Consider the following 24688-nt stretch of genomic DNA (forward strand, 5'->3'; position numbering starts at 1 on the left):
GGAGTCACAGGAAGATCTGTGTTGTAGATGGTCGCATCGGATTTACTGGAGGATTCAATATACATCGCGATTATTGGTCGTCCAACCCGGATGAAGCAGTGCACCAGGACACGCATTTTCGGGTTACTGGACCAATAGTGGCGCAACTGTCCACGGTGTTTGTGAATGAGTGGCTTTACAGCTCCGGGGAGACGTTGCGAGGCGAACCATGGTTTTTAGAGAAAGATGAAATCCCGCATGAAGGGAGAGTGCTGGCGCGTGGCATTGCTGCTGGACCGAATGAACAGCAGGAACGCTTGCGAGGTTCCTATCTCACAGCGCTGAACGTGGCGCAAAAATCGGTCAAAATCATGTCACCATATTTCATCCCTGATGAGGTGTTGATTGCAGCGATTGGTGATGCTATTAATCGTCAAGTTGCAGTGGACATTTTTATCCCCAGAAACAACAGTAAAATATTATTAGCAGCCACTATGGGAACCATCAACGAGATCCTTGAGCATGGCGCACGCCTATGGTTATGTCCTCCACCTTTTAACCATTCTAAGCTGATGATAGTGGATGATCAATGGTTATTAATGGGTTCTGGTAACTGGGATGAACGCAGTCTTCGGCTTAATTTTGAATTCAATGTTGAATGCTATAATGCGCTGCTCGTCCATAAAATAAATACGTTATTCCGCACGCATCAAAATTCCGCAACACAGTTTACTTATGCCGAATACTTGAAACGGCCATTTCACCATCGGCTAGTTGATGGTTACACACGCATATTTTCCCCATTTTTATGATGCATTTTATTTCAATGAGATGAACATATCCTTTCACTATTAGGCTGATTGCCATGTATCACAGACCGAATACAAGGCAGCACCATGGCCTCAATAGGCTAGACAAAAAATCCTTCATGCGAACAAGGAGACATCCATATAAAGAAATCATCCCGGATACCACCACAGGCGGGATCAATGCCAATAAGCGCTTAGGGAATGGATGGATGGCTGAAGCTATACTCGCCATCGTTTGCCTGAGATTGACCACCTCAGATTTTTTAACGGGGACCGCTGGGCAGCTAATCACCCGGTCGATACGGATTTCATGGGGCAATCAGCGGCGAATTGTTAGGCACGATGTGTAGCGTGAATGGGTGTATGGCTTGAAAAAATTCAATAAATCAAGAAATTAGGGGAGGGTAACTTCAAGTGGGTTATTTGGAATGGGCTGCGTCGGAAGATAAGGTGCAACGATCTTCCAGCGCCACAATAGGTTGTCTGACCATTTTTTGGGGAAACACGGAGCGGTTGCGTTATACTCCGGTCAATGTCTTTCGATGAAAAGGAACTTGATTTTGAGTCTATGGCGAATTTGGTGCGATGGCTCTTGTGGCCCTACCAACCCCGGCCCCTGTGCCTGGGGTTCGGTCATTGAATCTCCCGATGGAGTACGTACGGAGCATTGTGGCTTTATCCAGAAACAGGGGACCAACAATATCGCGGAACTCACTGCCGCCATTGAATCTTTGCGCAAGGTTCCCGAAGGCGCTGAAGTCATCCTTTGCTCCGACAGCCAGTATGTCCTGAAAGGCCTGAATGAATGGATGCCCGGCTGGATCAAAAAGGGCTGGAAAACCGCCGCAGGAAAACCGGTCTTGAACCAGGCACTCTGGCAGCAGCTCTATGCCTTGTATAGCGCCCGTAAAGTCCAAGTGGAGTGGGTTCGTGGACACAATGGGCATCCAGAAAACGAACTGGCCGACCAACTGGCAAATCGGGGATTGAGCATGGGGTAACCCATCGAAAAAGGCACCTGACCCATAGCGCAGGGTGGCTTATCCCGAAAGCTCTATAACCTACAGAGAGACCATGAAAAAACGTAGTGGAAGAATTAACGCCATCCTCGGAGAAATCATGCCCATCGCACATGCCGTGGGGAATCCGATGTCGTTGGATACTGACCTGAGTCGCATTCAGACCATACTGTATAATCTCTTATGCGAACGTGATGAAGAAGCTTTTCAGGCCGTTCTGGAAACCTTCCGCGCAGAAGGATTGGTCGATCTGTGGCAGTTTTTCTGGAATCAAGCCACGGAAATGGCCTGTGCCAAGTCCTATGAAAATGGTTTTCGGAGTCTCCTGATGGCCGTGCCTTTCCTGGCAAATTGGTCTGGAGAATGCAACGCGACCGACCGCAAAACGCTGACCAAGGTGTTGACGCAACACCAATTGATTCCGCCACGGGGCAAGCTGCAATGGCTGCTGCAACCCCAATCGATTTATCACTTGCGCGCCACCAGTCCCCTGCAGTTATGGATAATGAATACGCCCGGAGCGAACGCCCCTTATCCTTGGAATTACAACCGGATGACGGTTCCAGGCATGTACCTGCTGGTAGGCCGATTGGAGTTTCCCGAACAGAATACGCCCCAATGGCCCGATCCTGAACAGCTCGCCCGCGATCAACGTGAAGCCTTGGGATGGCCAGAAGGTTCGCTGGACGCTTGCGCGCTCTTACATTTCTTTCTGGAAATCGGTCAGGATGAACCGGAAACCGAAGAGGATCACCTGCTGGAAATCAGCTTTACGGTCTTGGGCGCCCTCAAAAAACAGCTCGAAGAAGAACAGCTTTCTGCAGAAGACTGCACGGTTTGTGTGGAGGCCAGAAGCGATAATCACTTAACCGTGACGCTTCAGCCCAAGTATCACCGTAAAGCGCTGCTGTGCAATGTCGAGTATAACGCCACCCGCATTCATCGCCTGGCACTCATGCACAAGATCGAACAGGTTTTGACGGATTACGGGTTTTCTGTAGAAGCAGGCGCGTCTTTGCTTTCACAGCCGACACGCCTGCATTAAACGGAAAGGAAGTATCTGATGATCAAATCATGTTTAATATAATCACCGAACTGCTGCATTCCCGATGGAAACGGAATCAGGCCCATTAACGCCCACCCAGAGAGAACAAAACCATGAGCATCTTGCAAGAATTGGAAGTCGCCAAGAAAGCCAAAGAAGCCGCTGATAAACGGGTAGAGGATCTTCTCAAACAAGCCAAGGACGAAGGATTGGCAGAAATACGCCGGATCGTTGAGGACTTGGGATTGACGGCCAAGGACCTCCTGAAGCTGGTTCCTTCTGAGCCACAGAAAACGCGTCGCGTGCGCAAGTCCCCAGCCTTTTGGTATCAGCATCCAACGGATCCCAATCTGGTCTGGAAAGGGGCCGGACCCAAACCTGCCTGGTTCAAGGATTTGAGTGAAGAAGCCCAACAAGCCTGCAAAATAGTGGCGGGTTGAATCGATGAAAGCCTCTACTGGCAGTAACGTGGCCTCTCCGCAAGCGCTCGCCATCACCGCACTAGCAACGCGCTATCTGTTGGACAATGAATTTTCTGTGGAACCCCAATTGGGAGAAGCCGTGGACGCATTACTCGTCGAAGAGGATGAAGAAACCCTGCAAACCATCTCCCTGCTGCTGTATGAAAAAGATCCGGAAGCCTCTGAGGATTTCTGGGATTATGCGCGGGAACGGGCAGAAATGTACCTGACCGAAGAAGGACAGGTCAGCACCCTGTTTGCCGTACCGGTACGCCATCCAGAATCCATTCAGGGTTTTTCGGCAGAACGGGCTGCGGCTTCCTTTTTTACGCACGGACTTGTCTGCGCAAATGCCAAGGTCACCTTTTATCCCGCCCCGGTAGATGGCGGGCAACTGCTGAATATGTCTCCGGTAGAAGTGTTTCGCCTCCATACGGCACTGGGTCAAGACTATCGGGAAGCAGCTACCTTGCTCAGTACACAAACCTATGCCGAAGGCACGCATCCCTATATTTGCTTCATCGGGATTGTCAGCTACTCCGCACAAATGCCAGGGCATTGCGTGGCCTGGGAGTTGCCTTCGGATGACTTTGTGCGCCGCATTCAAAACTGGACCGAGCAATCGGACCTGGCCGTGTTGGGACTGAATAGACAGAAAAACGTGCTGGGATATCCGGGTCGAATGGTGTTTGCGGTTCGCGAAGGGGCACAGGAATATCAGGATATCGTTCTGGAGGAATTTGTGACCCGAGTGGTTGGGGGGAAGTCGGGCCAGATACTCGCTCGTCTGCAGGATCACCCGATTATGGAAGGGCTCACGCTGGAACTTTATGATGCCACCCAGGAATATGGGGCACTCTATATCCCCTGGAAACAGTTGGATCAGGCCCGTGCGGATGTCATTGAGCGAATATTCGATTTGCTCCGAGAATCGGGGGTCATGGGACTCATGTTTCAGGACTACGAGGCGGGTGAAATATCCCGAGTGCAGCACTAGCAACCCGTTGGCTTTAACTTCATACTATCATCTAGTTGAATGTTCATTTTCAACGAGATTGTGTGGTAAAAGCGTGATGCTGACATAGGGCAAAAGATGACGTTGATTAACATTCAACCAATATTAAGTTCATGATAAACATCAAGGTCAACCGTAATGTCGAGCGTGATTTTTTGTGTTACGACTGCACGTTCTGTCACCGGTTGACCGATACAATCCCGCAAACACTTTCGCAGTAAAACGATGAGAAGCGAGTTTGACCATTTCCTCACAACGAATGTCGACGCCCTCCATGCGCTCTATTTTTACATTTTTCAAAATGTTGTCAGAGTGGGTGGTTTCTCTGATTGATATCTTCTGGTCGAAATGTGCTAAAGCTTCACCGCTACTTTCGTTCGCTAGCAGACTGCCGGATTATTCGCTTAACCAACTGATTCTATTACATCGGCCATTTTTTGAGAATTTACAGATAGCACTATAAATCAGCATGTTGTATTTTTTCAAAACCGAAAGTCCGACATAAGCCTGCTAATTGTGATGAAAACGTTGATCTGCCGATTTTTGGGTAGCGGGCGGGGCCGCTTCGAGTTCAGCAATCACGTTCTTGATATCCTGTAAAAGCAGACCCGCCATATCGCGTGAAAACCCTTCGCGAATGACTAGCCGTAATACCGCGATTCCACCGGCATTTTCCGGTAGGGTGTAAGCAGGAACCTGCCAGCCCCGAATACGCAGCCGTTCGGATACATCAAATACACTGTAGGATTTGGCTTTTTTGAGTCGTACGGCAAATACCGGAATGGCGCTGCCATCACTCAAGAGGCTGAACGACCCTATTTTGGCCATTTCGCCAGAAAGCCAAAGGGCGGTATCCCGTAAATTCGACATGATTCGCGTGTAACCTTCCCGCCCAAGACGCAGCAGATTGTAATACTGTCCGACAATCTGGTTGCCCGGGCGGGAAAAATTGAGGGTAAAAGTGGGCATGTCACCGCCCAAATAATTGACATGGAATACCAAATCTTCCGGGAGATGCTCTTCACCCCGCCACAGCGCCCAGCCCACTCCAGGATATACGAGTCCATACTTGTGCCCGGAGGTGTTGATGGAAACCACATTGGGCAGGCGAAAATCCCAGTGTAAATCGGGTTGCAAAAAAGGGGCTACAAAGCCGCCGCTGGCAGCGTCGACATGAATGGGAACCTGCAACCCGCTGTGCTGATTATGGGCCACAAGGGCGTCGTGGATTTCTTTGACCGGATCAAACTCCCCGGTAAAAGTGGTACCCAGTACTGCGACGACACCGATACTGTTTTCATCCACCATAGCCAGGACTTCGTCGGAAGTAAGGGTATATCGATCATCCTGCATGGGAATATAACGAGGTTCCACTTCCCAATAGCGACAGAATTTTTCCCAGACGACTTGCACGTTGCGGCCCATGACGAGGTTGGGCTTTTCTGTGCTCAGGCCTTTATCCTGACGGCGTTTCCGCCAGCGCCATTTTAACGCCATACCCGCGAGCATGACGGCTTCGCTGGAACCAATGGCCGAGACGCCTACGGGTTTTTCTTCGGGGTTGGCATTGAACAAACGGGACAACATATTCACACAGCGGGTTTCGATTTCGGCGGTTTGTGGATATTCGTCCTTGTCGATCATGTTTTTGTCGAAAGTTTCAGCCATGAGCTTTTCGGCTTCAGGTTCCATCCACGTGGTGACAAAAGTGGCCAGGTTGAGCCGGGCGTTCCCATCCAGCATGAGCTCATCATGAATCAACTGGTAGGCTGTTTGCGCAGACATTTCTCCATCAGGCAATCGGTATTTGGGAATAGGGTGATCCATGGTGCGGGATCCATAAGCCGGGGTAATATCGCTGTCTTTGGCAAAACGCTTGACCATGTGGGTCTCCTTGGTGATGGGCGAGAGCTTCCTGCTTTTGGTCTCCGCACAGTGGTTAAAGTTCCTGCTATAAAAGGCCACCCGCTCAATCAGGCCGCCCAGAAGTTCTGTGGGCACATCCTGCTGGGGCGCTCCGATTTAGCCATACGCGCAAGACTCATGACGCAGCGATTCTCCGCTGACCTTGGTAAAATGGTAGCATGGTCAGCAAAAGCTGTAATTTGGGGAGGATGCATGTGCGGACGCTATGGATTCATTCACAGTCCAGAAGATCTTCAGCAGGCCTGGGGAGCTTTTCGGGTGCATGGCGCATTCCCGCCTTCTTACAACCGTGCACCAGGTCAGAGGCATCCGGTCCTGCGTCAGGCTCCGGATCTGCGTCTCGAACTGGTGCCCATGCGCTGGGGATTCTTGCCGGGCTGGAGTACCCGCACCCAGATACGGCCGATCAATGCGCGGGTGGAAACCGTCGCGACGCAACCGCTGTTTCGGGAAGTCTTTCGTCTGCGGCGAGCCGTGATACCGGCAGACTGGTATTTTGAGTGGCCTTTTATTCCTGAAGATCCCTCTGAAAAACAGCCCGTACTCATCCGGGCCAGGGATCAGAGCATTCTGGGGCTGGCCGGCATCTGGGATCGACACACGGGCACAGAGGGTCAAACCGAGGAGACCTTTGCCATTATCACCGTTCCTGCCACCCCCACACTGCAGTCGGTGCATCCGCGAATGCCGCTGGTTCTGAATCCTCAGCATTGGTCGCTTTGGTGGCATCCGCACGCCCAGCGCAAACATCTGGAACCCTGTTTACAACCCGCAGCGACGCTTTGGGAAAGCTTTCCCGTGACCCCACAGGTGAACAGCCCCCGTATTGATGAACCAGAGGCCATTCTGCCTTGGGATGGAACACCACCGGCATAAGGGCATTCAACCGTTCACCAGGCAAAAAGTGGACTTGCGTCGCGCTGAATGCTTACTATATAAATATATAGTAACTACTCAAGAGGAATTCCTCATGCGCACTATCCACGCAACTTCTTCCCAGAAACCAATGCGGTCACTCGGTTCAAGGCCATTAAGTTTCATTTGGCTCATGATTCCCGCCTTGCTGCTGGCCGGTTGGCTGGGACATCAGTCTTCCAGGTATGCGCCCGATCATTGGAACCTGTTGCAGGGTATTGGTGTTATTCATTCTGTCGGAGAGGATCAAGCAGGACAACCAGCAAAAGGTCAAAAGCCGCATCCTATTCAGGATGACATTTATGCATAATAGTTCGTTGCTGGCCACAGCACCCTGTCCTTTGCGGTCGGATTTGCCTCATTGCCGGTTCCCGCTCATGATTTCCCATATTGCGGCAGGTTTTCCGTCTCCCGCCGATGACTATGTCGAAAAACAGATTGATCTGAATGCGCATCTCATTCAACACAAGGAAGCGACGTTCATTCTCCGCGTGTCGGGATGGTCCATGCGGGATGTGGGCATATTTGATGGCGATGAAATCATCGTGGATCGAGCCATTACCCCCAGCGATGGCAAAATCGTGGTGGCAGCCATCAATGGAGAACTCACCGTCAAACGCTTGCGCATCGTGGGTCAAACCGTGTATCTGTTGGCCGAAAACCCCGAATTCCCGGCAATTCCCCTCCAGGAAGGAGAAGAACTGTGCATTTGGGGTGTCGTGACGCGCGTGCTGCATAGCGTCTGAAATTCTCATGCCCATCGCATTGATTGATGCCAATAACTTCTATGTATCCTGCGAACGGGTTTTTCGCCCGGATCTGGAAGGGAAACCGGTAGTGGTCCTGTCCAATAATGATGGCTGTGTAGTCGCCCGTTCTGCGGAAGTGAAGGCCTTGGGGGTTGCCATGGGAACGCCCTGGTTTCAGTTGAAAAAGCTGGCTCAAAAGGAAGGGATCATCGCTCTGTCGAGTAATTACACCCTCTATGCCGATATGAGCCAGCGCATGATGGCGATTCTGTCCACCTTTAGCCCGATCCAGGAGGTATATAGCATTGATGAGTGCTTTCTGGATTTGCAAGGATTTGCGCCAGAGCAATGCTGCCAAATAGGCAAAACTGCCCGCCACCGCATCCGGCAATGGTTGGGTTTACCTGTAGGGGTTGGAATAGCCCAAACCAAGACACTCGCCAAGCTGGCCAATCATCTGGCGAAAAAGCGGCCCGAATACGCAGGGGTCTGTGTTTGGGGAGATATACCCGAACAGAAACAAACCAAAATATTACAGCAGTTACCTGTTTCAGAAGTTTGGGGCATTGGTCGTCAGTGGGGTCAGCGGCTTCAGGAAATAGGGATACTGACTGTCTGGGATCTGCAGAATGCAGATCCCAGACCAATGCGTCAGCGTTTTAGCATCTTGATGGAAAGAATGATTCGAGAACTGCGCGGAGAGTCCTGCATCGCCATGGAAGAAGTAGCCCCACCCAAACAGGAAATTCAATCCTCCCGTTCATTTGGGCGACCCGTCAAAACCATGGAAGAACTGGGTGAAGCCATCAGCCTGTACATTGTCAGAGCGACTATCAAGCTACGGCGTCAGAATTCAGTGGCTTCTGCAATACGTGTCTATATTCGCACCAATCCCTTTCAAACCAGCCTGCCGCAATATCAAGCGGCCCGAACCGTCGTACTCAGCCACCCCAGTCAGGATACGCGAATTTTCCTGCATGCTGGCAAATTGGCTCTGGCTCAAATGTATCGAGAAGGATTCGCCTACGCCAAGGCAGGGGTTCATCTTCTGGATATTAGTTCGGCCCAATCTGTTCAAGCCGATTTATTCGGAGATGCAGAAGCAGAGTGTCGTGCCCAAAATTTGATGGCCACGATGGATCAGATCAATGCCCGATTTGGAAAGAACATTCTGCAACCCGGCATAGTGGGATGGCAGGAACCACGCGGATGGACCATGAAACGGGGGAATAAATCTCCTGCCTACACAACACAATGGAAGGAGTTGGCCAGGGCCAAGGTGGAATAAGAAGTGTTAATCGGCGTCATTTTTTTTGCCCTATGTCAGCATCACGTTTTTACCACGCGATCTCGTTGAAAATAAATACTCAACTGGCTGATAGATTGAGAAAATTTAAGGAATATTGGTCAGTTTGTGGGTGATCCATATTGACGCTTTTCTGCTAAAAACTGATACATCTCAGGCGTTGACTGCTCAGCGACAATCATCTCGCCAGCGCATTGACTCATCAGATTTGCTACTGATGTAGGGTTGTTGCCTCACCATTATGCTACCCCTCGGTCGCCAAGAAAGTGGCCGATATCATGCGCCAGAACCCACGTCGGCCAACTTGCAGGACGAAGCAGTGAATTTGGTTATCGCGCAGGCTGAGGGATTGGTGGAATAACCGCTGCTTTTTATACCAGCACGGCCAGCTTGGCATAACTCTGGAACCAGTCATCCTGAAAGACCGGTAAACCTGGTCCATTCAGGCGGATACACCAGACGGCACCGTGCTGGTCCTCATAAAGCATGGCGCAGACTTCGGGATGGTGCGTAGAGAGCAGCTTGGGGATACCCATACTTTTTGCAGCGTTGGAATGTATCTCGTAGGCGGGCAGCGAGAAAATCTGCTTGCGGTCCACATTGAACACGACGTAATCGCCGGTCCAGTGGCCTGTTTGCTGCTGCCTTTTCACAGAAGCCCCCACACTCAAAGCAGTTTCTCGCTGTTTGGCATCCAGCCCGGCAATGAGGGGAACTATAGGGGATAATTCCAAGGGCACTAGACAGATCCCACCACTACCTCCGTCCCGTAGGCCGTAACCTCATTCATGGCTTGCCCCTGACCTGCGTCAAACTCACCAGAATCGAAGCGCATCCCCAGCATGGCATTGGCCCCAAGAGATTGGGCATGTTCCGCCAGTTGCTCCAGAGCATCATCACGGGTATGGGCAATCATTTTTAAGTAGCCTGATTGTTTTCCGCCGAAGACGGCACGGATACCACCCAGAAGATTACCGACGATATTGCGGGACCAGACACCCGTACCGTAGACCGGCCCAAGGACCCGAACCACCCGCATGCCGGGGCAGTCGTTGATGGTGAGAATGAGCATATTATTTTCCACCCTCATTTCCTTCATCATTCATCACACGGCCAGCGCCACCCCGACCATGGGTCAATTTGTTAAAGCGTTCCCTTTTGGCCGCACATCTTACGCAGCGAACAGCCTGTACCGCCTGTATCCGTTCCGAGGGAATGATATCGGCACAATCCAGACAATAGCGATTCCCCTGTGCGTCTTCGTCAGGTTCCTCGTGGGGCACCAAGGCGTCACGCTGTCTCGCCAAGGCGTCCATCAGGTGTTCTTCCGTATTCTTTGCGCCTACATCTGCCTCATCAGCCAAACGTTCCCCCTGAATCATGGTCGACCTTTATTGAATGAGAATGGGCGGTTTTACTGAAAATCGTGTTTACCCAACTTTGGGGCGTCGTCCCCGTCTGGCTTTTCCGTGCTCTTCCAGTAAGGCTTCACCACGCACCGAGAGGTCGGCTGCATCAGCGGAATCTGCCAACGCTTTTTCAATAGCCGCTATGTAATGCCGATGATCCCATTCGGGGGCAATGACCTTCGCGGCCCGCCCAAAGCGTTTTTCAAGCTCAAGGTTTCTTTTCCGCACGGTAGGGGTTTGCATGATTTTTTTCTTGGCGGCTTCAATCTTGGCGAGCGCGGCCCGCTGACGTTCAAGAATTTCCGCCTGTTTCTTTTCCAAATCCGCCAGCCTTTGCTCTGCGGTACGACGTATACGTTTTTTCACTTCTGCCATAATCACTCCTCTAACTATTCACTTTGTCTGCAAATTCTTTACCTGCCTTGAACTTCACGCTCTTTTTGGCCGGAATATCGATTTTCTGTCCGGTCGCCGGATTGCGGCCTTTACGGGCGGGTTTTCCCACGACCTCAAAAGTACAGAAACCCGGAAAGACAATTTTTCCCGCTGACGGCAATTCCGCTTCCAATGCCTGCCGAAAAGCCTGAAAAAACTTCTCCGCATCTGTTTTGGACATTTCGCCGTGACGCGCCAGAGCGGATATAAATTCGGATTTGTTCATGGAGACCATCCTAATGGTTGAAATGGAGTGAATCAATTTAGGCGATAAAAGTCCGGTCTGCAATCTGTGATCCGTAGTTTTATGGAAGCCCGAGCCTTTTCAAGATAATAAATCACTAACCGCTCACCACATTCACCAGCACTTTGCCCGAAATACGTGTGTACCACTTCATCATCTGGGTAGATTTATACCTGTTAATTGCCTGCACGATCTGGACGATGTGTTGATGGACAAAAAGCATCATCCCGACAATGAAATTTCATCCTGGCGTTTACCCTGAATTAGGGGGGACAGAGGGATCCACTATACTGGACCTGATTGACAGACGCACCCGACTCTACAGCGAATAATGCAGGCGTGGTCAGGGGGGGCGATCCTCGGCGAGGCCTTGCTCACGGAAGACTGGCTGCCGTAGTATTCTCTACGATCTGATGACACTTAAAGACTGAAAGCGGTCATAAATGATGGTCATATGACAGCATCCGACCCATAGCAGCCGGTCGCGCCAAGGCGAAGCGGACCTTCGGCGCCCTCAGTAGTCTCGGCGGTGCTAGGTCCAGAGGTTTAACCTGATCGGAATCGCTTCCGCACTAATCGGCAGGAGGACGCCGCTTGATGGCGCGGCTAGACGGCATCTCTGGAACGCGACCAGCACCGTCAAATGCGCCGATTGGAGACGCCAGCGCGCTGTGCTGCCAAGCTGTAGACGCAGTACACCAAGCCAAAGGTCTGACCGCGCCACTCAGTCCGTTGACGAGTGATTGTCGCCACCGTCCCCGCCCTGGAACTGCTCCACCGCTTCCTGCATATCCAAGTGGTAGTTCTGCAGCGTCAGCGTCATATCCTCGATATGCAATCGCCGTTCGAACGGCCGTAGTAGGTCGAACTGCTGCTGGATGATGCTCCCGCCTTGAAGGTATTCGACGAGGTCAAGCGCTTGGAAGCTCTCATCGCGCCAGAAGAGGACCTGCTGCTCTGACCCAAGCCGTATGTAGCCACCAGCGACCACGTTGATCAGCTCGTGCGCTTGACGCACAGGATGCCTTCCCATCGTATATCCATTGAAGACTCGATTGGCGGTGATCACGCCGGTATGCACATCGGCTGTGGCAGAAATATCCCAGCCCAGCCACTTCAGCAGCTTTTCCTGATTGGCGGTGACCTTCATCCAACGTAGGCGGATGTTAAGCTGGTCCCGAGCCGTCTTCATGTGCTCATAGCTTGTTCGCAGTTCGTGCGCCGACACGGGCAAAAACGAGTTCTTGCACTCAAAGACGAAGAGATGCTCCTCCCGCCACGCAATGATGTCGGTTTCTCGCTTGCCTTCAATGTTGAACTCAAAGTTGGATCGCACCTTGAAGCCGGCTTCTTCGAGCGTCGCCACGACGGCCTCCTGCATCGGGTCCTTGCCATCAAGGAGAACACTGCGCAGGTTGTTTGCTATGACGACATTGCGCACCAGGTTCGACCGCGCAACCATTGCTGGCGCGACAACCAAGTGGTCGGCCGCCTCAATTAGAGGCCGGTACTGGATGTCGATGAACTTCTGCTCTGCTTTCAGGGTGAGGATGTCGATAATCTCTTGCGCTTTGGCGGACGGCAGAACCTGACCGAGTGTCATCACCATGTCCTTGATGCTTATCACCGGCAGGACGGACCGCACCCTCAGGCGCTCCTGCCTCTCCTCAGGCTGAATCTCCTGAAGCTTCCGCTGGAAGACGGCACTGAAGAACGCGAGCATGCGTTGGACCTTCAAAATGTCGCCTGCTGTGAGCGTCTGAGTGACCTGTAATGACAGAGGATCGCTCTTTCGGAAGTTGTCAATTCCAAGGCCAATCAGCACGGCAACTTCCTCTGCGAAGAACTGGTCGCCTGCAATAGGCGCGAAGAATCTCGGGTCTTGGATGACCAGGAACACCAGCCGCTCAATTGGTTCGGTGCGCAGCTCGACGAATTCACCCAGGCGACCGTGCTCGAAGGCCGCTTCGATGAAGGCCTCCATGGTGGGTAGCGGCTGGTTCCTTTCGTAAAACTGGCGGGCAACAACGGCTGCGCGAATTTCTTCTTGCACGCTGCTCTGGATGTAGCCCAGGCGAATCGACCGCTCAAGGTCTTCATCAATGGACAGCACCTTGAGCTCTTTGCCGTGCTGCTCCACCTTGTAGGGCAGGCCGTCCAGCAGCGTCTCCACCTCGAACAGCTCATTGAGACGAGCCGCGTCCATCAGCAGCTCCGCGTAGACACTGTTGTAAGGGGAAACCAGCAATTCGTCAACGTGCTTCCAGTCCGTCGGCACCGTCCCAATCTCCTCGCGCATCAGGTGCAGGATGAGAGACAGGCCTTGCGTGATTTCCTCAGTTGACCAATGCTCGAAGATGGAGGAGTCCAGGTACCGATTGCCCCCCCTCCAGCCCTGTGCAAAGGCCTCGTTGATGATGACCAGGAGGCTCTTTTGAACGAGTCTTCGCCGGGCTTTCAGGCGCATTACCAAGCGTTGTCGCAGACGGCGGGCTGCGGGAGCGAGCTTGAGAAGCACCCGAACTGAGCGCAGAAACTCCCGCCGGTCGGCACGTAAAGTGACTCTGGGCAACATTGCCAAGGCGGCGTCTGTCGCCTTAACGATGGCACCCGCTTGGAACTTGTATCGCGAAGCGCGAAGCAAACCGTCGCGCCGCAGGCGTGCGACTGCTCTGTCCGCGTCCCACAGCAGCAGGGCCAGCATGACTGCAACTGACCATTGATGGTCGTTGCGCTCTAGATAACCCTTTAGGGCTTCGAGCGCAGCTTTCGCGTCGTCCTTAGATGCTTGCACCGGACCGCTCGCCAATGCAGTTGCGGTGATGGCCGCAATGGTCTTGTGGCCGTGCAACTCAGCGGCCTTTGCCAATACTCCCACTTTGCCTCCCGGTTTCCTCCCCAAAGCATAGAGAAGGTCTGCGCCCAGATCCAGTCCTGTCCGCCCGGACAACTCAGGCCATCGCCCAGTCTTCTGTATGCCTCTGAGCGAAGAAAGCCGGACCATGAAGTGCACAAAAGGGATTTTCCGCCCGTGGTGGCACAATAAAAGCCTTAAGATCCGTGGTAAACACTTCGCCGGTGGACCAATGGATTTCTATCTGGAACAGGCGGCCGATGCAACTGGTGGGCCACTGCGATCTGGATGAATTTCCATGGGACCGAGAGGTTTTTGCCGGTCACGCTGGCGCCGGTTGCGCCTCACGCTACAAGGCGACCTGCTGTTGTGGTAATTTTAGCTCCAGTTCAGATCTTCCCTAAATTATCCACATCTCGGGATGGAATAATCGAACTGAAGAATTGAGGGGGGACATTTTCGTGAATACTCTAACAATAGCGACGAATCCACTAAAGGCTTGGCTTAGCGAATTCCTGCTGGTCCGTGGACTATTCAAAGGACCATCAGCACAGCCGCTTTATGCCTATCAGGTGACCAGTGACGAATATCGGACACTGCGAGAGTTGCTTACATTGACAGCCAATAAAGCACTTGACCCTGTACATGGGGGTAAGTGGGCTGCGTTGTTTTGCCTGTTCACCGCCGAGTGGTTCCGCCGGGAGTATGATGCCAGTGAGGGTGGCTGGTCCTGGAACGGGGTTGAAGACAGGATAAATGTCCACTTCAACCCCAGCCAGCGAGCCAGGCTAGTGGCCTCCGGACTGGAAGGCTACTGGCAACGTCCTATCCACTACCGCGAGAACGGCAGGGACCTGCTCGGTTCGCTGTTCGCTGAAGGAGGCTTGCCCTGGCTGCTGGTGCAAAGCGACACACATGGCTTTGCTCGCGCCGTACGTTTTGGCCTGAAACACTTCTACGAGACGCACGGTAACCGCCGCTCCACGTTTGACCTGATGACGGATGACCTGATGACGGAGCGTGAACATTCGCTGCCGCAGTCCTTCAGAAACATGGAAACACGACAACTCCTTGCCGGGATTGTCGAACAGTTGATGGCGCTGGTGACCCATCATCCTCTCAGGAATGTCGACGACCCAGCCAGATATCTCGATGAGCACAACCCGGAGTGGCGGAAGTTGTTCCCCATTCCGCTGGACGAAGCCAATGCTAGGGGTCTTATCAACGACTGGTTGAAGGACGCCGGCAGGCGACGCCAGGACCGAAAGGAGAAGGCCGATAGCCTCCATCCCTTCACCTGCACCCACCAGTTGCTGGGGGACTTGCCTGAATGGCGAATCCGGACCAGCTTGTCGCTGCCGGACAAAGCCTCGCTGGAGTTGCCGGTAAGCGAGCTCTCAACAACGCGCTTGCAGATGGCATTCTATGAGGGAGAGAGCCTGTTAGCCAAGGGGGTTGTGATTTACGGGCATGTAAAGGAAGAAAGTGTCTTTGTTAGGTTCCCAAAGACAGGGATGACATTGGAGCGCCGCAAGCCGGACGAACCACTTAGCCTTCGTCTGCTCGCCAATGGTCATCCGGTTCAGACATTCTATTTTGAGGACGGTGGTCTTGACTACAACGACTTGCCCCTGATTTTCGAAGACCGGGGAGACGAGCGATATTTTGTCGCCAGTGCATCATGCCGCCTGGAAGGGGATGTGGCCTATGTCAGGATGCTAGGTGATTATGCCTTACTGGATGGGGCAGAAGGCAATCCTGTGGGTGTCGATAGCCAGGGGGGAAGTTGGCTTGAGATTACCGAGAATGTTCGTCTTGGCAACGGCGATGAGGTTATTTCTGTCCTGCTCAATCAAAGCGCCATTGATGACTACAGGCCGTATCTGGCGGGGCACGCCTCACTGCACGATTCACTTCCCAATACCGTCTATATGGGGTTCCCGCGACTGGAGTTCCCTGAAGGCGGTGTAAATAACCCTGCAAATACCCGGCAGTATGCCAATGACGAACCGGTGTCAGCGAAGAGGCTGGAGGGATTTGCTGGCGTTGTTCGCTATGCACTTAAGGACGAGTGCGGTGAAACCCTGCTAAGGCGCCGTTTTGGGGTTTTGCCGGTAGGATTTAGGGTTTCACTGTTCGCCGCGACCACCAATAAACCGGCGCGGATCGTCGTTAATTCTGACTCGCTGTCAGTCCATGTGGCTAACGGCGATATAGAGTCGCACAGTACGAAATCCTCTGGCGATACGGTTATCAGTATAAAACCCTTGGGAACAGAGCCGCCTACCTATGTGTCACTTGATGTGAGCAGCGGTGGCCGCGCTGAACCGGTGCGACTTAGGCTGCCTTATCCGTATCACGGAGCACGTTTGCTGGGTTCAGATGGGTTACCACTGAGCAAAAGGGATCTGATACCGGAAGATCTGTTGGGAAAGCAGCTCGTGCTGGCATCTGATTCAACACGAGAGCAGAGCTTTTATATCACTACCGAGCTGGTAGCAGGCTCAGATCAAAGGCTAAAACGGCTTTATGAGATTAAGGTCGGTCAGGTTCCACAGGTGATTGATCTGTTTAGTTACCAGCCGGATATGGTCCAGCTGATGGGGGCTGTCAGTTCACAGGATGCCTACGTAAAATTTACTGTTGAAAGCGATCATCGGCTGCTCGATATGAATATCAGGCGCTACCAAGGTCGCGTACACATGGATGGGCGTAGAAGACTCAAGGTGACGGCAGACCGCTTCGAAAATGAGGTCCTCGAAGCACGTGTCGTCGCCATGTTGGTCTCGGATCCAAAGCAGGCTCTGGTGAGCCTGCCTGAAGCGGTAAGTGAAGGCGTGGGCACCGGATGGCACGAGATCCCGGCAGAAATGGAACGGGATGGCCCTTGGATTGTCTACCCGGCTAAAGATTCGGCAACGCGGTTCCGCCCACATATCTATGTGCCACCTGCTGAGAGTATGGTGCGTCATGATGAACCGGTGCGGTCGCTGCATACTGCAGCAAGACAGTTTCATCCCAATCACAGACCAACTGTGATCAATGAACAAGTCGCCAAAATGGCAAAGGATTTTGACCATTCAGGATGGCAGTATCTTGATGATTTGAGGCAGAACTACGCACACCTGCCACTTTCCACGTTCGAAACCTGGTTGTCTGTTTCACGAAACAAGGAAGCTGTTGCAGCGGTAGTCTTCAGGCTTGGTACTGATGAGGAATTTTGTGACCGATTGCGGGACGATCTGGCCGTCATCTGGGACTGTATACCCATTTCTCTATGGGTTGACGTTAAAGAGCGCATGCGTAATTGGCTGAAGTCAAAGAAGTTATCAGAAGAGGTGTTGGGTGCTGTTCTCGAAAGTCGAAAAGCGGTATTGCAAGGCATTACTTCAGGCTATGAATGTATAGCGAGTTATTTGACCCACGGTAATGCCAGTGGCTGCGTGGCCTTCCCGCTGGAGGCGTTGTTGCCGGGTTGGTATCAGGAATTGCGCCGGACACACGAGTCAAATCGCTACTGGCCTACAGACCTTGGCGAAGTATTGTCGAATTGGGTGAAACAGCAGACTCTACCCAAGGAAGTGACTAATCTGTCATCAGTGCATTTCTCCGATGCCGTGACCTATCTTCCCATATTCATGGCACACGTAACTGCTGGGAAAACAACGATAGAACAACTTCCGTATAGCAAAGAATATGTGAGGTTCGCTATAAAAATGATTTCAGAATTTGACCGGATCACTTGGTATCGCGCAGTCCATGCGGCTACCCTTTCCTTTATAGTCAGCAATAACTAGGTAGATGTAGGGATGAATTACTTCAAGGATCTTGTAGAGCAAAGTCTGAGTCGCGCTCGTGAAGCCACGCTCAGTGTTCTGGGTATTAGCGACTCGGGATTGAGGGAGCACCTGAGCTCCCAAATGAGTGATGAGCTTGGCAAAGAAGGGTGCTTCCTTGCGCCACCGGTATTTGAGCATACCTTTGGTTGGCATCAATCCGATGAGTCGTTTGGGAGCCTGGCAGGGAATCTTCTTTCTACAAGTCTGGTTTCGACACTCGAAAGCGCAGATAACTACAGATTTTCATCAAAGATACATCCCTACACGCACCAGGTTAAGGCGTGGCGTACGCTCTTGGATGAAAAGCCAAGATCAACCGTGATAACCACGGGGACAGGATCGGGTAAGACCGAGTGCTTTATGGTGCCTATTCTGAATGACCTAATCAGGGAGTATGAGCAGAGTCAGTCACCTTTAGTTGGCGTGCGTGCCCTTTTCCTCTATCCACTGAATGCCCTCATCAATTCTCAGCAGGAGCGACTGGATGCCTGGACGAAAAGATTCGGTAATGGCGTAAGGTTCTGCCTCTATAATGGCAAAACAGAAGAGCGTGAAAGTAAAGTTAGGAAGCAGCAGAAGACTTGCCCTAACCAGATACTCTCCCGTGAATTGCTACGTAATGAGCCTGCGCCCATCTTAATGACCAATGCCACCATGCTGGAGTATATGCTGGTGCGGCAGGTGGATAGCCCAATTATTCAAAAATCTCGCGATACGGGGTCTTTGCGCTGGATTGTGCTTGACGAAGCGCATACATATATCGGCTCACAGGCTGCTGAGATGTCCCTGCTGTTGCGAAGAGTCGTCGAGGCTTTCGGGAAGGACTCTCGGGAAATACGTTTCGTCGCGACCTCGGCAACCATCGCCGACGTTAAGGCAGAGGAAAGGCTAAGGCAATATCTAGCCGACCTTGCCGGTGTCGCGCTGGAACAGGTTGAGGTTATCAGCGGAAGTAGAGTAATTCCCGATTTACCTAATCTCGAGGAATTGAATAGTCATGATCTCGATGCTGTTCGTAATATCGATGCAGATAAGGGCGTTTCGCCTACAAGATTTACCGCCCTGGCATCAAATAGTGTTTCAATAAAGCTCAGGCATGCGGTTGTAAGTAGTGCCAAGCCACAAGGACTTAATGAGCTGGTAGAACTGGTAGGGGCCGAGTTGAAAGGCGCCACCCAGGCAGAAAAACAAAGGGAGGTGTTGAAGTGGCTAGATATTATGACGGGGACCAGTGCGTCTGAAGCGGCCCCGCCTTTTCTAAAGCTACGTATCCATCTGTTTCAACGAATGTTCCACGGACTCTGGTCCTGTGTTGACCCAAACTGTACGGCAAAATCGGATTCACTTAAGGACTGGCCGTTTGGCAATGCCTATGTCACGCAGCGTTCTCGGTGCGATTGTTATGGGCCTGTATATGAAGTTGGATTCTGTACAGAGTGTCAAACACCTCACTTGATCGCAGAGGATGTTGGAGGGGAATTAAAACAACGAAGCCCTTATGCGGGAGATGAGTTCGCCCTTGTCTATGATGTCAATGAGGAAGACGCTGATCTGGTTGAGGAGACTGGTCACAGGGGCAGAAATGGTGGAGCACAGAAGCTGGTTCTGGCACCAGCTAACTGTGAACATGATATGTATCAGGAAATTACCCTGAATGTGGATTCGCTGGAGTTAGGGAGGATCAATCATGGTCATAATATCAATATCCTGATCGCGTCTGATACTGAATCACAATGCGGCTGCTGTGAAAATGCCGGAGTGAGTGGGAAGGAGTTTCTCAGAAAATGTTACTTGGGCGCGCCTTTCTATGTCGCAAATGCTGTGCCGACAGTGTTGGAGTATTGCCCCGATCCTGATAAAGCGGATAGCGACGGTAAGTCCCCGGAGGAGCTTCCAGGACGTGGAAGGAAACTAATTACCTTCACAGACAGCCGGCAGGGCACTGCTCGCATTGCGGTACGTATGCAGCAAGAGGCAGAGCGCTCGAGGCTGCGTGGGTTGGTTTTCGAGGTTCTGAGGAATGAACAGGCAAAACGGGATCATGGGCCAAGAGATGCTCCTACCGCAAGCTATGAGGACTTGATAAATCAGGCAGAAAGCCTTGAGGCAATGGGTATGGCAGGGGTTGCTGCTGATATCAGGAGGAAGGCAGAGAAAGCAAGGACTGGCGCTGCTTTAATCGATCGAGCAGAAATCTCATGGCTAGATATGGTTGCGGAACTGGCGACGACAAAAGACATCTCACAATCTATTCTTGATTACAACAAATATACAAACCCAGAACTGTTTTCTGGTAAAGAAGCAGGAACAGCTATGGCGAGGTTACTTCTGGCAAGAGAGTACGCACGTCGACCAAAAAATCAGAATAGTACTGAAACGCTTGGGTTGGTAAAGATTTCCTACGCCGGTCTCGATAAAATAGATAAACCACCCAAGTATTGGCAAGAAATCAAAGCGCTTCCGGCAGAAGGTGCTATTCCCGCAGCAAAAACAAATCTTACCCTTCAGGATTGGAAGGACTTTCTGAAAGTCGTTCTTGATTTTTATGTTAGGGAAAATACCTTCCTCCGCTTGGTTCCAACCATGCAAAAGTGGATGGGAAGTCGCTTTACCTCAAAGATACTGTACCCACCGGAAAGCGGCGTTGTAGAAAGTACAACTGTTAAAGTTTGGCCGCAAGTCCGGCAGGGGGTACCAAGTCGGCCTATAAAACTTCTTGAATTAGGTTGCGCCTTAAACCGAACAATCAGCACAGATCGAGATAAGATTAATTTCTGGCTCAAAGAAGCCTGGCAGGATTTAATCAAGGCGCATATCCTTGAACCGATGGATTCTGGGTATTCGCTTAATCTTAGTACCCTGACCTTCTCGCTTCCGGGCAATGGATGGGTATGTCCGCTCACACATCGGATATTTGATACGACGTTCAGAGGATTGACACCTTATCTTCCTTCCATGCTGTTATCCCGAGACTTTCGATGCACGAAGGTCGAGCTTCCTGCGCTATCTTCCTTCAGGCCAGACGGTAGTGGTATGTCAAAGCTCAGGCAGATCCGATATCAGGTATCTATAGATAAGGACGTCAGTCGCTTGCGAAGTGAGAATCTCTGGACCGACATCTGTGATCGGACTGTCGAAGGCGGGTTCTATTACCGCACTGCTGAGCACTCTGCACAGCAGTCAGCTGAGAAGCTGGACACCTATGAGGACCTCTTCAAGAAAGGACGGATAAATGTCCTTAACTGTTCCACTACCATGGAAATGGGCGTCGATATTGGTGGTGTTTCTGCGGTTGTAATGAATAACGTGCCACCCCACCCAGCTAACTATCTGCAGCGTGCAGGTCGTGCAGGCCGGCGTAATGAGGCGAGGGCAATCGCCTATACGTTGTGTAAGGCAGATCCACACAACCAGAGGGTTTTTGCACAGCCAGACTGGCCATTTGTGACAGCTATACCTGCTCCTAGCATCACTCTCAGTTCTGATCGTATTGTGCAAAGGCATGTGAATTCACTGCTGTTGGCTATCTATCTCAATAAGCAGACGGATTCTTCAGATAATACCAAGTTGACTGTAAGCTGGTTTTACGGGGGTGAAGACTCGATCTGTTCACTTTTTGTTGATTGGTTAGGTAGTTGCGCCGAGGGAGTCGAGGTTGTTGTCAGGCGGTTGGTTAGAGGGACTGGGCTAGCTGGACGCTCTATATCATCAATTGCTGAAGAGTCTTCGGGGTATCTGGCCGGCCTCCAGGATCGCTGGGCTACAGAGTTTAATAATCTCAGAAACAAGATATCTTTAGCAAAGGATGAGCCTTATAAAAGGGCTTTGTTATTAGAGCTCGAACGTCATGAGAATGAGTATCTACTTCGGGACCTGGCGGCAAAAGCGTTTCTTCCTGGTTATGGGTTCCCAACAAATGTTGTTAACCTCAATACCTATAATATTGAAGATTTTATAAATAAGTCACGCCGTAAGGATGGCTTGGTGCGTGAGGATAATATATTCACAACCAAGGAGCAACCAACTCGAGGGCTGGACATTGCAATACGGGAATATGCCCCTGGCGCACAGGTGGTGATTGACGGTCGTGTGTACCGATCTGCGGGAGTAAGTCTACATTGGCACTCTGGCGGGGTAGTCAATGAAGCGCAAAAGTTTGATGTGGCGTGGCGGTGCCCGAATTGTGGTGCTTCAGGTATCGTCGAAAATGCCTATGCGAACAGTTCTGATTTGAAGTGTTCACACTGTGCAAACGAGATCCCTTTTGGTGAGAAGAAAGATGTTCTTCAACCGTCTGGATTTCTTACTGATTTCTATGAATCGACCACTAATGATGTGTCTTCACAAAAGTATATTCGTGTAGAACGTCCAAGGATTCATCTTGATGGTGAAGTAAATGCACTTCCAGATAAACGGTGCGGATTTGTTAGGTTCGGACACGAAGGTAGCGTTTTCTATCATTCCTCAGGGGAAAATGGGCAAGGTTATGCAGTTTGTATGAAGTGCGGACGTGCTGAATCAATGTTAAGCAATGGTGATACGCCCGCAGCACTTCTGCCAGATAAGTTTCACCGCCCTGTCGGTGGCGTGACCGGTAGCAAAAAGGAGAAGGATTGTTCCGGCTCAAGCGTCAAGACAAACGTATATCTTGGTTACCACACCCGTACTGATGTCCTTGAGATATGTTTGCGTAGCCCAAAAACAGGGGCATGGCTTTCCGATAGCGCAGAACACCAGATCATCGCCATGACATTAGCGGTTGCAATTCGCGATGTGATTGCTGAACAGATCGGTGTATCCAGTACAGAGATGGGCTTTGGTGTCCGCCTCGATAAGGATACTGAAACTAGAGCAGGGCGGTCGGTTATTCAGCTCTATGATCAGGTAAGCGGTGGGGCTGGATTTGTCCTTGCTGGACTCTCAGATGTTGTCCAGTTGATCAAAGAAGCAGCCAAGAATCTCTCTTGTCCTGTCAGTTGTGACAATGTCTGTTCACATTGCCTCGCTGGTCAAGATAGTCGCGTTGAGCTGGAAGAGCTTGACCGTAATGGCGCCTTTCGATGGATATCAGAAAATGACCTTATTTCCCATCTTGTTTTACCTGGCATATTCGATGTTATACCTAAGGCGACCTATTGCTCATATGAGCCGCTCCGTTTCGTCCGTTCTGCGATTAATAAGGGGGCAGATTCGATTCTTGTAGCACTACGCGGAGACCCTCAGCTGTGGGATCTTGGTTCGTCAGGTTTTCGCGATACAGTTTTAACGTGGACGGTTGTAGATAAGCTCCACGTGGGTTTAGGGGTAAATTCACCTGAATCGCTACCTCATGAAGTCAAGAGGGGGCTTGTTACGCTATGGCGTCTGGGTGTTCAGGTTTTTAAAATTGGAAAGCCGTGGGAGTCCTATGAAGCCCCGCTGGCTATACAAGTCAATAATGGGACTTCTTCGCAGTCCTTGTTTTCTAATAACAACCTGTCATCGCTTCCGGGAAGTGACTGGCTCAAGTCAGATAGTTCCACAGTTTGGGTCTCTTCGGATGATGTCGAACCATACTCAATGGCCCCGTTAGATATATCTTCGTGGGATGTTGTCGAGGCTGGCGCGAAGGTCATCGAAGTGAGAGACGAGCTGAACGGGCCACTCCGCACTTTACCCATTAGATTGGAAGAGCTGTTGCGTACATCTGTCCCCGAACTGCATAATCTGATCGGGGTGGATAAGGCTGTTTCAATTAGTTATTCAGACCGATTCGTAAAGTCACCGTGGGCCACAATGCTGTTGGGCAACGTCCTCTCAGTCTTTGCAAGCGACAGCTTAAAGACCATTGAGCTTGTAACAATGCGCTCAACATCAACAAGACCAGGAGTCGAGATCAAACACGACTGGTTTGACTGGAAAGTTCAAGAATCAGTCCTAAGGGAGTGGCTCGGTGGAGTGTTGCATGTCGAGACGGATATCAAACTTATGGAGCAAATCTATGAGATACAACACAGCCGTGAATTAACAATTCACTGGCAATCCGGTGTTACGAGTCGAATTATCCTTGACCAAGGGATGGGGTATTGGCAACCGCGTGGCCCCTATCGTAGTGATAGGGGGTTCGACTTTAATCTGGATACGGATGAACAGGTCAAGCAAATGGTAGAGAAATATAAAGTTCTCGTTATGTTAAATGCAGGGGTGTGGCCAACTGTGCTGACCATTTTGCCACAAGCCTGATTTAGTGATGCGCTGATAAAACACGACCGACTATAGGGCACCTCTAAAAACCTGCGCTCAGCAAGAAATACTTGTTCTCAGGATGTCGATCTTCTCCTCATGCCTCCATAGGTCATTGTCGAAACATTTCTCGCATAGTGTGGGACTCATAACTAGTGCCTGACCGAAAATATAATTGCCTTTAATAAACAGTGTGTTATAATACATTCTGCCGTTTGTATGTTGCCGAATTTGCGATGCGACGATTCTCTTTTTATGCCTTTTTTTGGCTTCTGAGGTGGCTACCCATTGAAACCATGGGTGTTTTTTAACGGAATATGCAGACTTACGGAAAATCTTCGTTATGAGAAAAGTGATTAACGCACAAATGGTTTTTGGAGAAACCGATATTTCTGCTATCCAGATTGATCCCAAGTCGCGGGATGATATTCCGCGACTCTTGCGTGGCCTTCAACACATTT

At 51.2% G+C, this 24688-nt stretch carries 18 protein-coding genes; 11 read left to right on the top strand and 7 right to left on the bottom strand.

The genetic code is table 11. The features are described 5' to 3' along the window. The 5 genes from AC2VLY_RS07485 to AC2VLY_RS07505 form a co-directional block, all read left to right on the top strand. Positions 1-791: phospholipase D-like domain-containing protein (locus AC2VLY_RS07485; RefSeq protein ID WP_486922036.1), on the top strand; the 791-nt coding region annotated here is incomplete at its 5' end. A gap of 557 nt (positions 792-1348) precedes the next feature. After that, on the top strand, positions 1349-1789 hold the full coding sequence (locus AC2VLY_RS07490) for a ribonuclease H family protein (RefSeq protein WP_077273553.1): 441 nt from the start codon (positions 1349-1351) through the stop codon (positions 1787-1789). Between the two features lie 118 nt (positions 1790-1907). Beyond that, complete coding sequence (locus AC2VLY_RS07495) at positions 1908-2852, top strand: hypothetical protein (protein WP_486922037.1); 945 nt, start codon at positions 1908-1910, stop codon at positions 2850-2852. Between the two features lie 113 nt (positions 2853-2965). Next, positions 2966-3292 (top strand): H-NS histone family protein, encoded by a 327-nt coding sequence (locus tag AC2VLY_RS07500; RefSeq protein WP_065974089.1) that lies wholly within the window; start codon positions 2966-2968, stop codon positions 3290-3292. Between the two features lie 4 nt (positions 3293-3296). Beyond that, positions 3297-4310 (top strand): hypothetical protein, encoded by a 1014-nt coding sequence (locus tag AC2VLY_RS07505; RefSeq protein ID WP_486922038.1) that lies wholly within the window; start codon positions 3297-3299, stop codon positions 4308-4310. 528 nt (positions 4311-4838) lie between these two features. On the opposite strand, the gene gad is transcribed toward AC2VLY_RS07505, so the two are convergent. Continuing rightward, on the bottom strand, positions 4839-6329 hold the full coding sequence (gene gad / locus AC2VLY_RS07510; protein WP_486922039.1) for a glutamate decarboxylase: 1491 nt from the start codon (positions 6327-6329) through the stop codon (positions 4839-4841). A 117-nt stretch (positions 6330-6446) separates the two neighbouring features. Between gad and AC2VLY_RS07515 the strand changes: the two genes are divergently transcribed. The 4 genes from AC2VLY_RS07515 to AC2VLY_RS07530 all read left to right on the top strand — a co-directional run bounded on the left by AC2VLY_RS07515 (position 6447) and on the right by AC2VLY_RS07530 (position 9206). Then, positions 6447-7130 carry an SOS response-associated peptidase gene (locus AC2VLY_RS07515; RefSeq protein ID WP_486892499.1) on the top strand — a complete coding sequence of 228 codons (684 nt, stop codon included), beginning with the start codon at positions 6447-6449 and terminating at the stop codon, positions 7128-7130. A 94-nt stretch (positions 7131-7224) separates the two neighbouring features. After that, complete coding sequence (locus tag AC2VLY_RS07520; RefSeq protein WP_065973886.1) at positions 7225-7479, top strand: hypothetical protein; 255 nt, start codon at positions 7225-7227, stop codon at positions 7477-7479. Then, on the top strand, positions 7472-7915 hold the full coding sequence (locus AC2VLY_RS07525) for a LexA family protein (protein ID WP_241781407.1): 444 nt from the start codon (positions 7472-7474) through the stop codon (positions 7913-7915). Before AC2VLY_RS07520 ends, AC2VLY_RS07525 begins: the two co-directional genes overlap by 8 nt. Positions 7916-7922: 7 nt before the next feature. Further along, entirely contained in the window at positions 7923-9206 is a 1284-nt protein-coding gene (locus tag AC2VLY_RS07530) for a Y-family DNA polymerase (protein ID WP_065973884.1), read from the top strand. Positions 9207-9595: 389 nt separating this feature from the next. Here the strand turns inward: AC2VLY_RS07530 and AC2VLY_RS07535 are convergent, their stop codons facing one another. The 6 genes from AC2VLY_RS07535 to AC2VLY_RS07560 all read right to left on the bottom strand — a co-directional run bounded on the left by AC2VLY_RS07535 (position 9596) and on the right by AC2VLY_RS07560 (position 14190). Beyond that, positions 9596-9964 (bottom strand): hypothetical protein, encoded by a 369-nt coding sequence (locus AC2VLY_RS07535; RefSeq protein WP_065973883.1) that lies wholly within the window; start codon positions 9962-9964, stop codon positions 9596-9598. Continuing rightward, positions 9964-10308, bottom strand: a complete 345-nt coding sequence (locus AC2VLY_RS07540; protein ID WP_428839155.1) for a YbjQ family protein — start codon at positions 10306-10308, stop codon at positions 9964-9966. Before AC2VLY_RS07540 ends, AC2VLY_RS07535 begins: the two co-directional genes overlap by 1 nt. Next, positions 10298-10588: a TraR/DksA C4-type zinc finger protein gene (locus tag AC2VLY_RS07545; RefSeq protein WP_198926370.1), complete on the bottom strand. Its 291-nt coding sequence runs from the start codon at positions 10586-10588 to the stop codon at positions 10298-10300. Before AC2VLY_RS07545 ends, AC2VLY_RS07540 begins: the two co-directional genes overlap by 11 nt. A gap of 66 nt (positions 10589-10654) precedes the next feature. Then, positions 10655-11008: a hypothetical protein gene (locus AC2VLY_RS07550; protein ID WP_065973880.1), complete on the bottom strand. Its 354-nt coding sequence runs from the start codon at positions 11006-11008 to the stop codon at positions 10655-10657. A 10-nt stretch (positions 11009-11018) separates the two neighbouring features. Then, positions 11019-11294: an HU family DNA-binding protein gene (locus tag AC2VLY_RS07555; RefSeq protein ID WP_065973879.1), complete on the bottom strand. Its 276-nt coding sequence runs from the start codon at positions 11292-11294 to the stop codon at positions 11019-11021. Positions 11295-12036: 742 nt separating this feature from the next. Then, entirely contained in the window at positions 12037-14190 is a 2154-nt protein-coding gene (locus AC2VLY_RS07560; RefSeq protein ID WP_139112120.1) for an endonuclease, read from the bottom strand. A gap of 437 nt (positions 14191-14627) precedes the next feature. Between AC2VLY_RS07560 and AC2VLY_RS07565 the strand changes: the two genes are divergently transcribed. After that, positions 14628-17963, top strand: a complete 3336-nt coding sequence (locus tag AC2VLY_RS07565; RefSeq protein WP_065973889.1) for an STY4851/ECs_5259 family protein — start codon at positions 14628-14630, stop codon at positions 17961-17963. A 12-nt stretch (positions 17964-17975) separates the two neighbouring features. After that, positions 17976-24227 (top strand): DEAD/DEAH box helicase, encoded by a 6252-nt coding sequence (locus AC2VLY_RS07570; protein ID WP_065973877.1) that lies wholly within the window; start codon positions 17976-17978, stop codon positions 24225-24227. Positions 24228-24688 lie beyond the last annotated feature (461 nt).

This window comes from Acidithiobacillus sp. TH-A36, assembly GCF_057473445.1.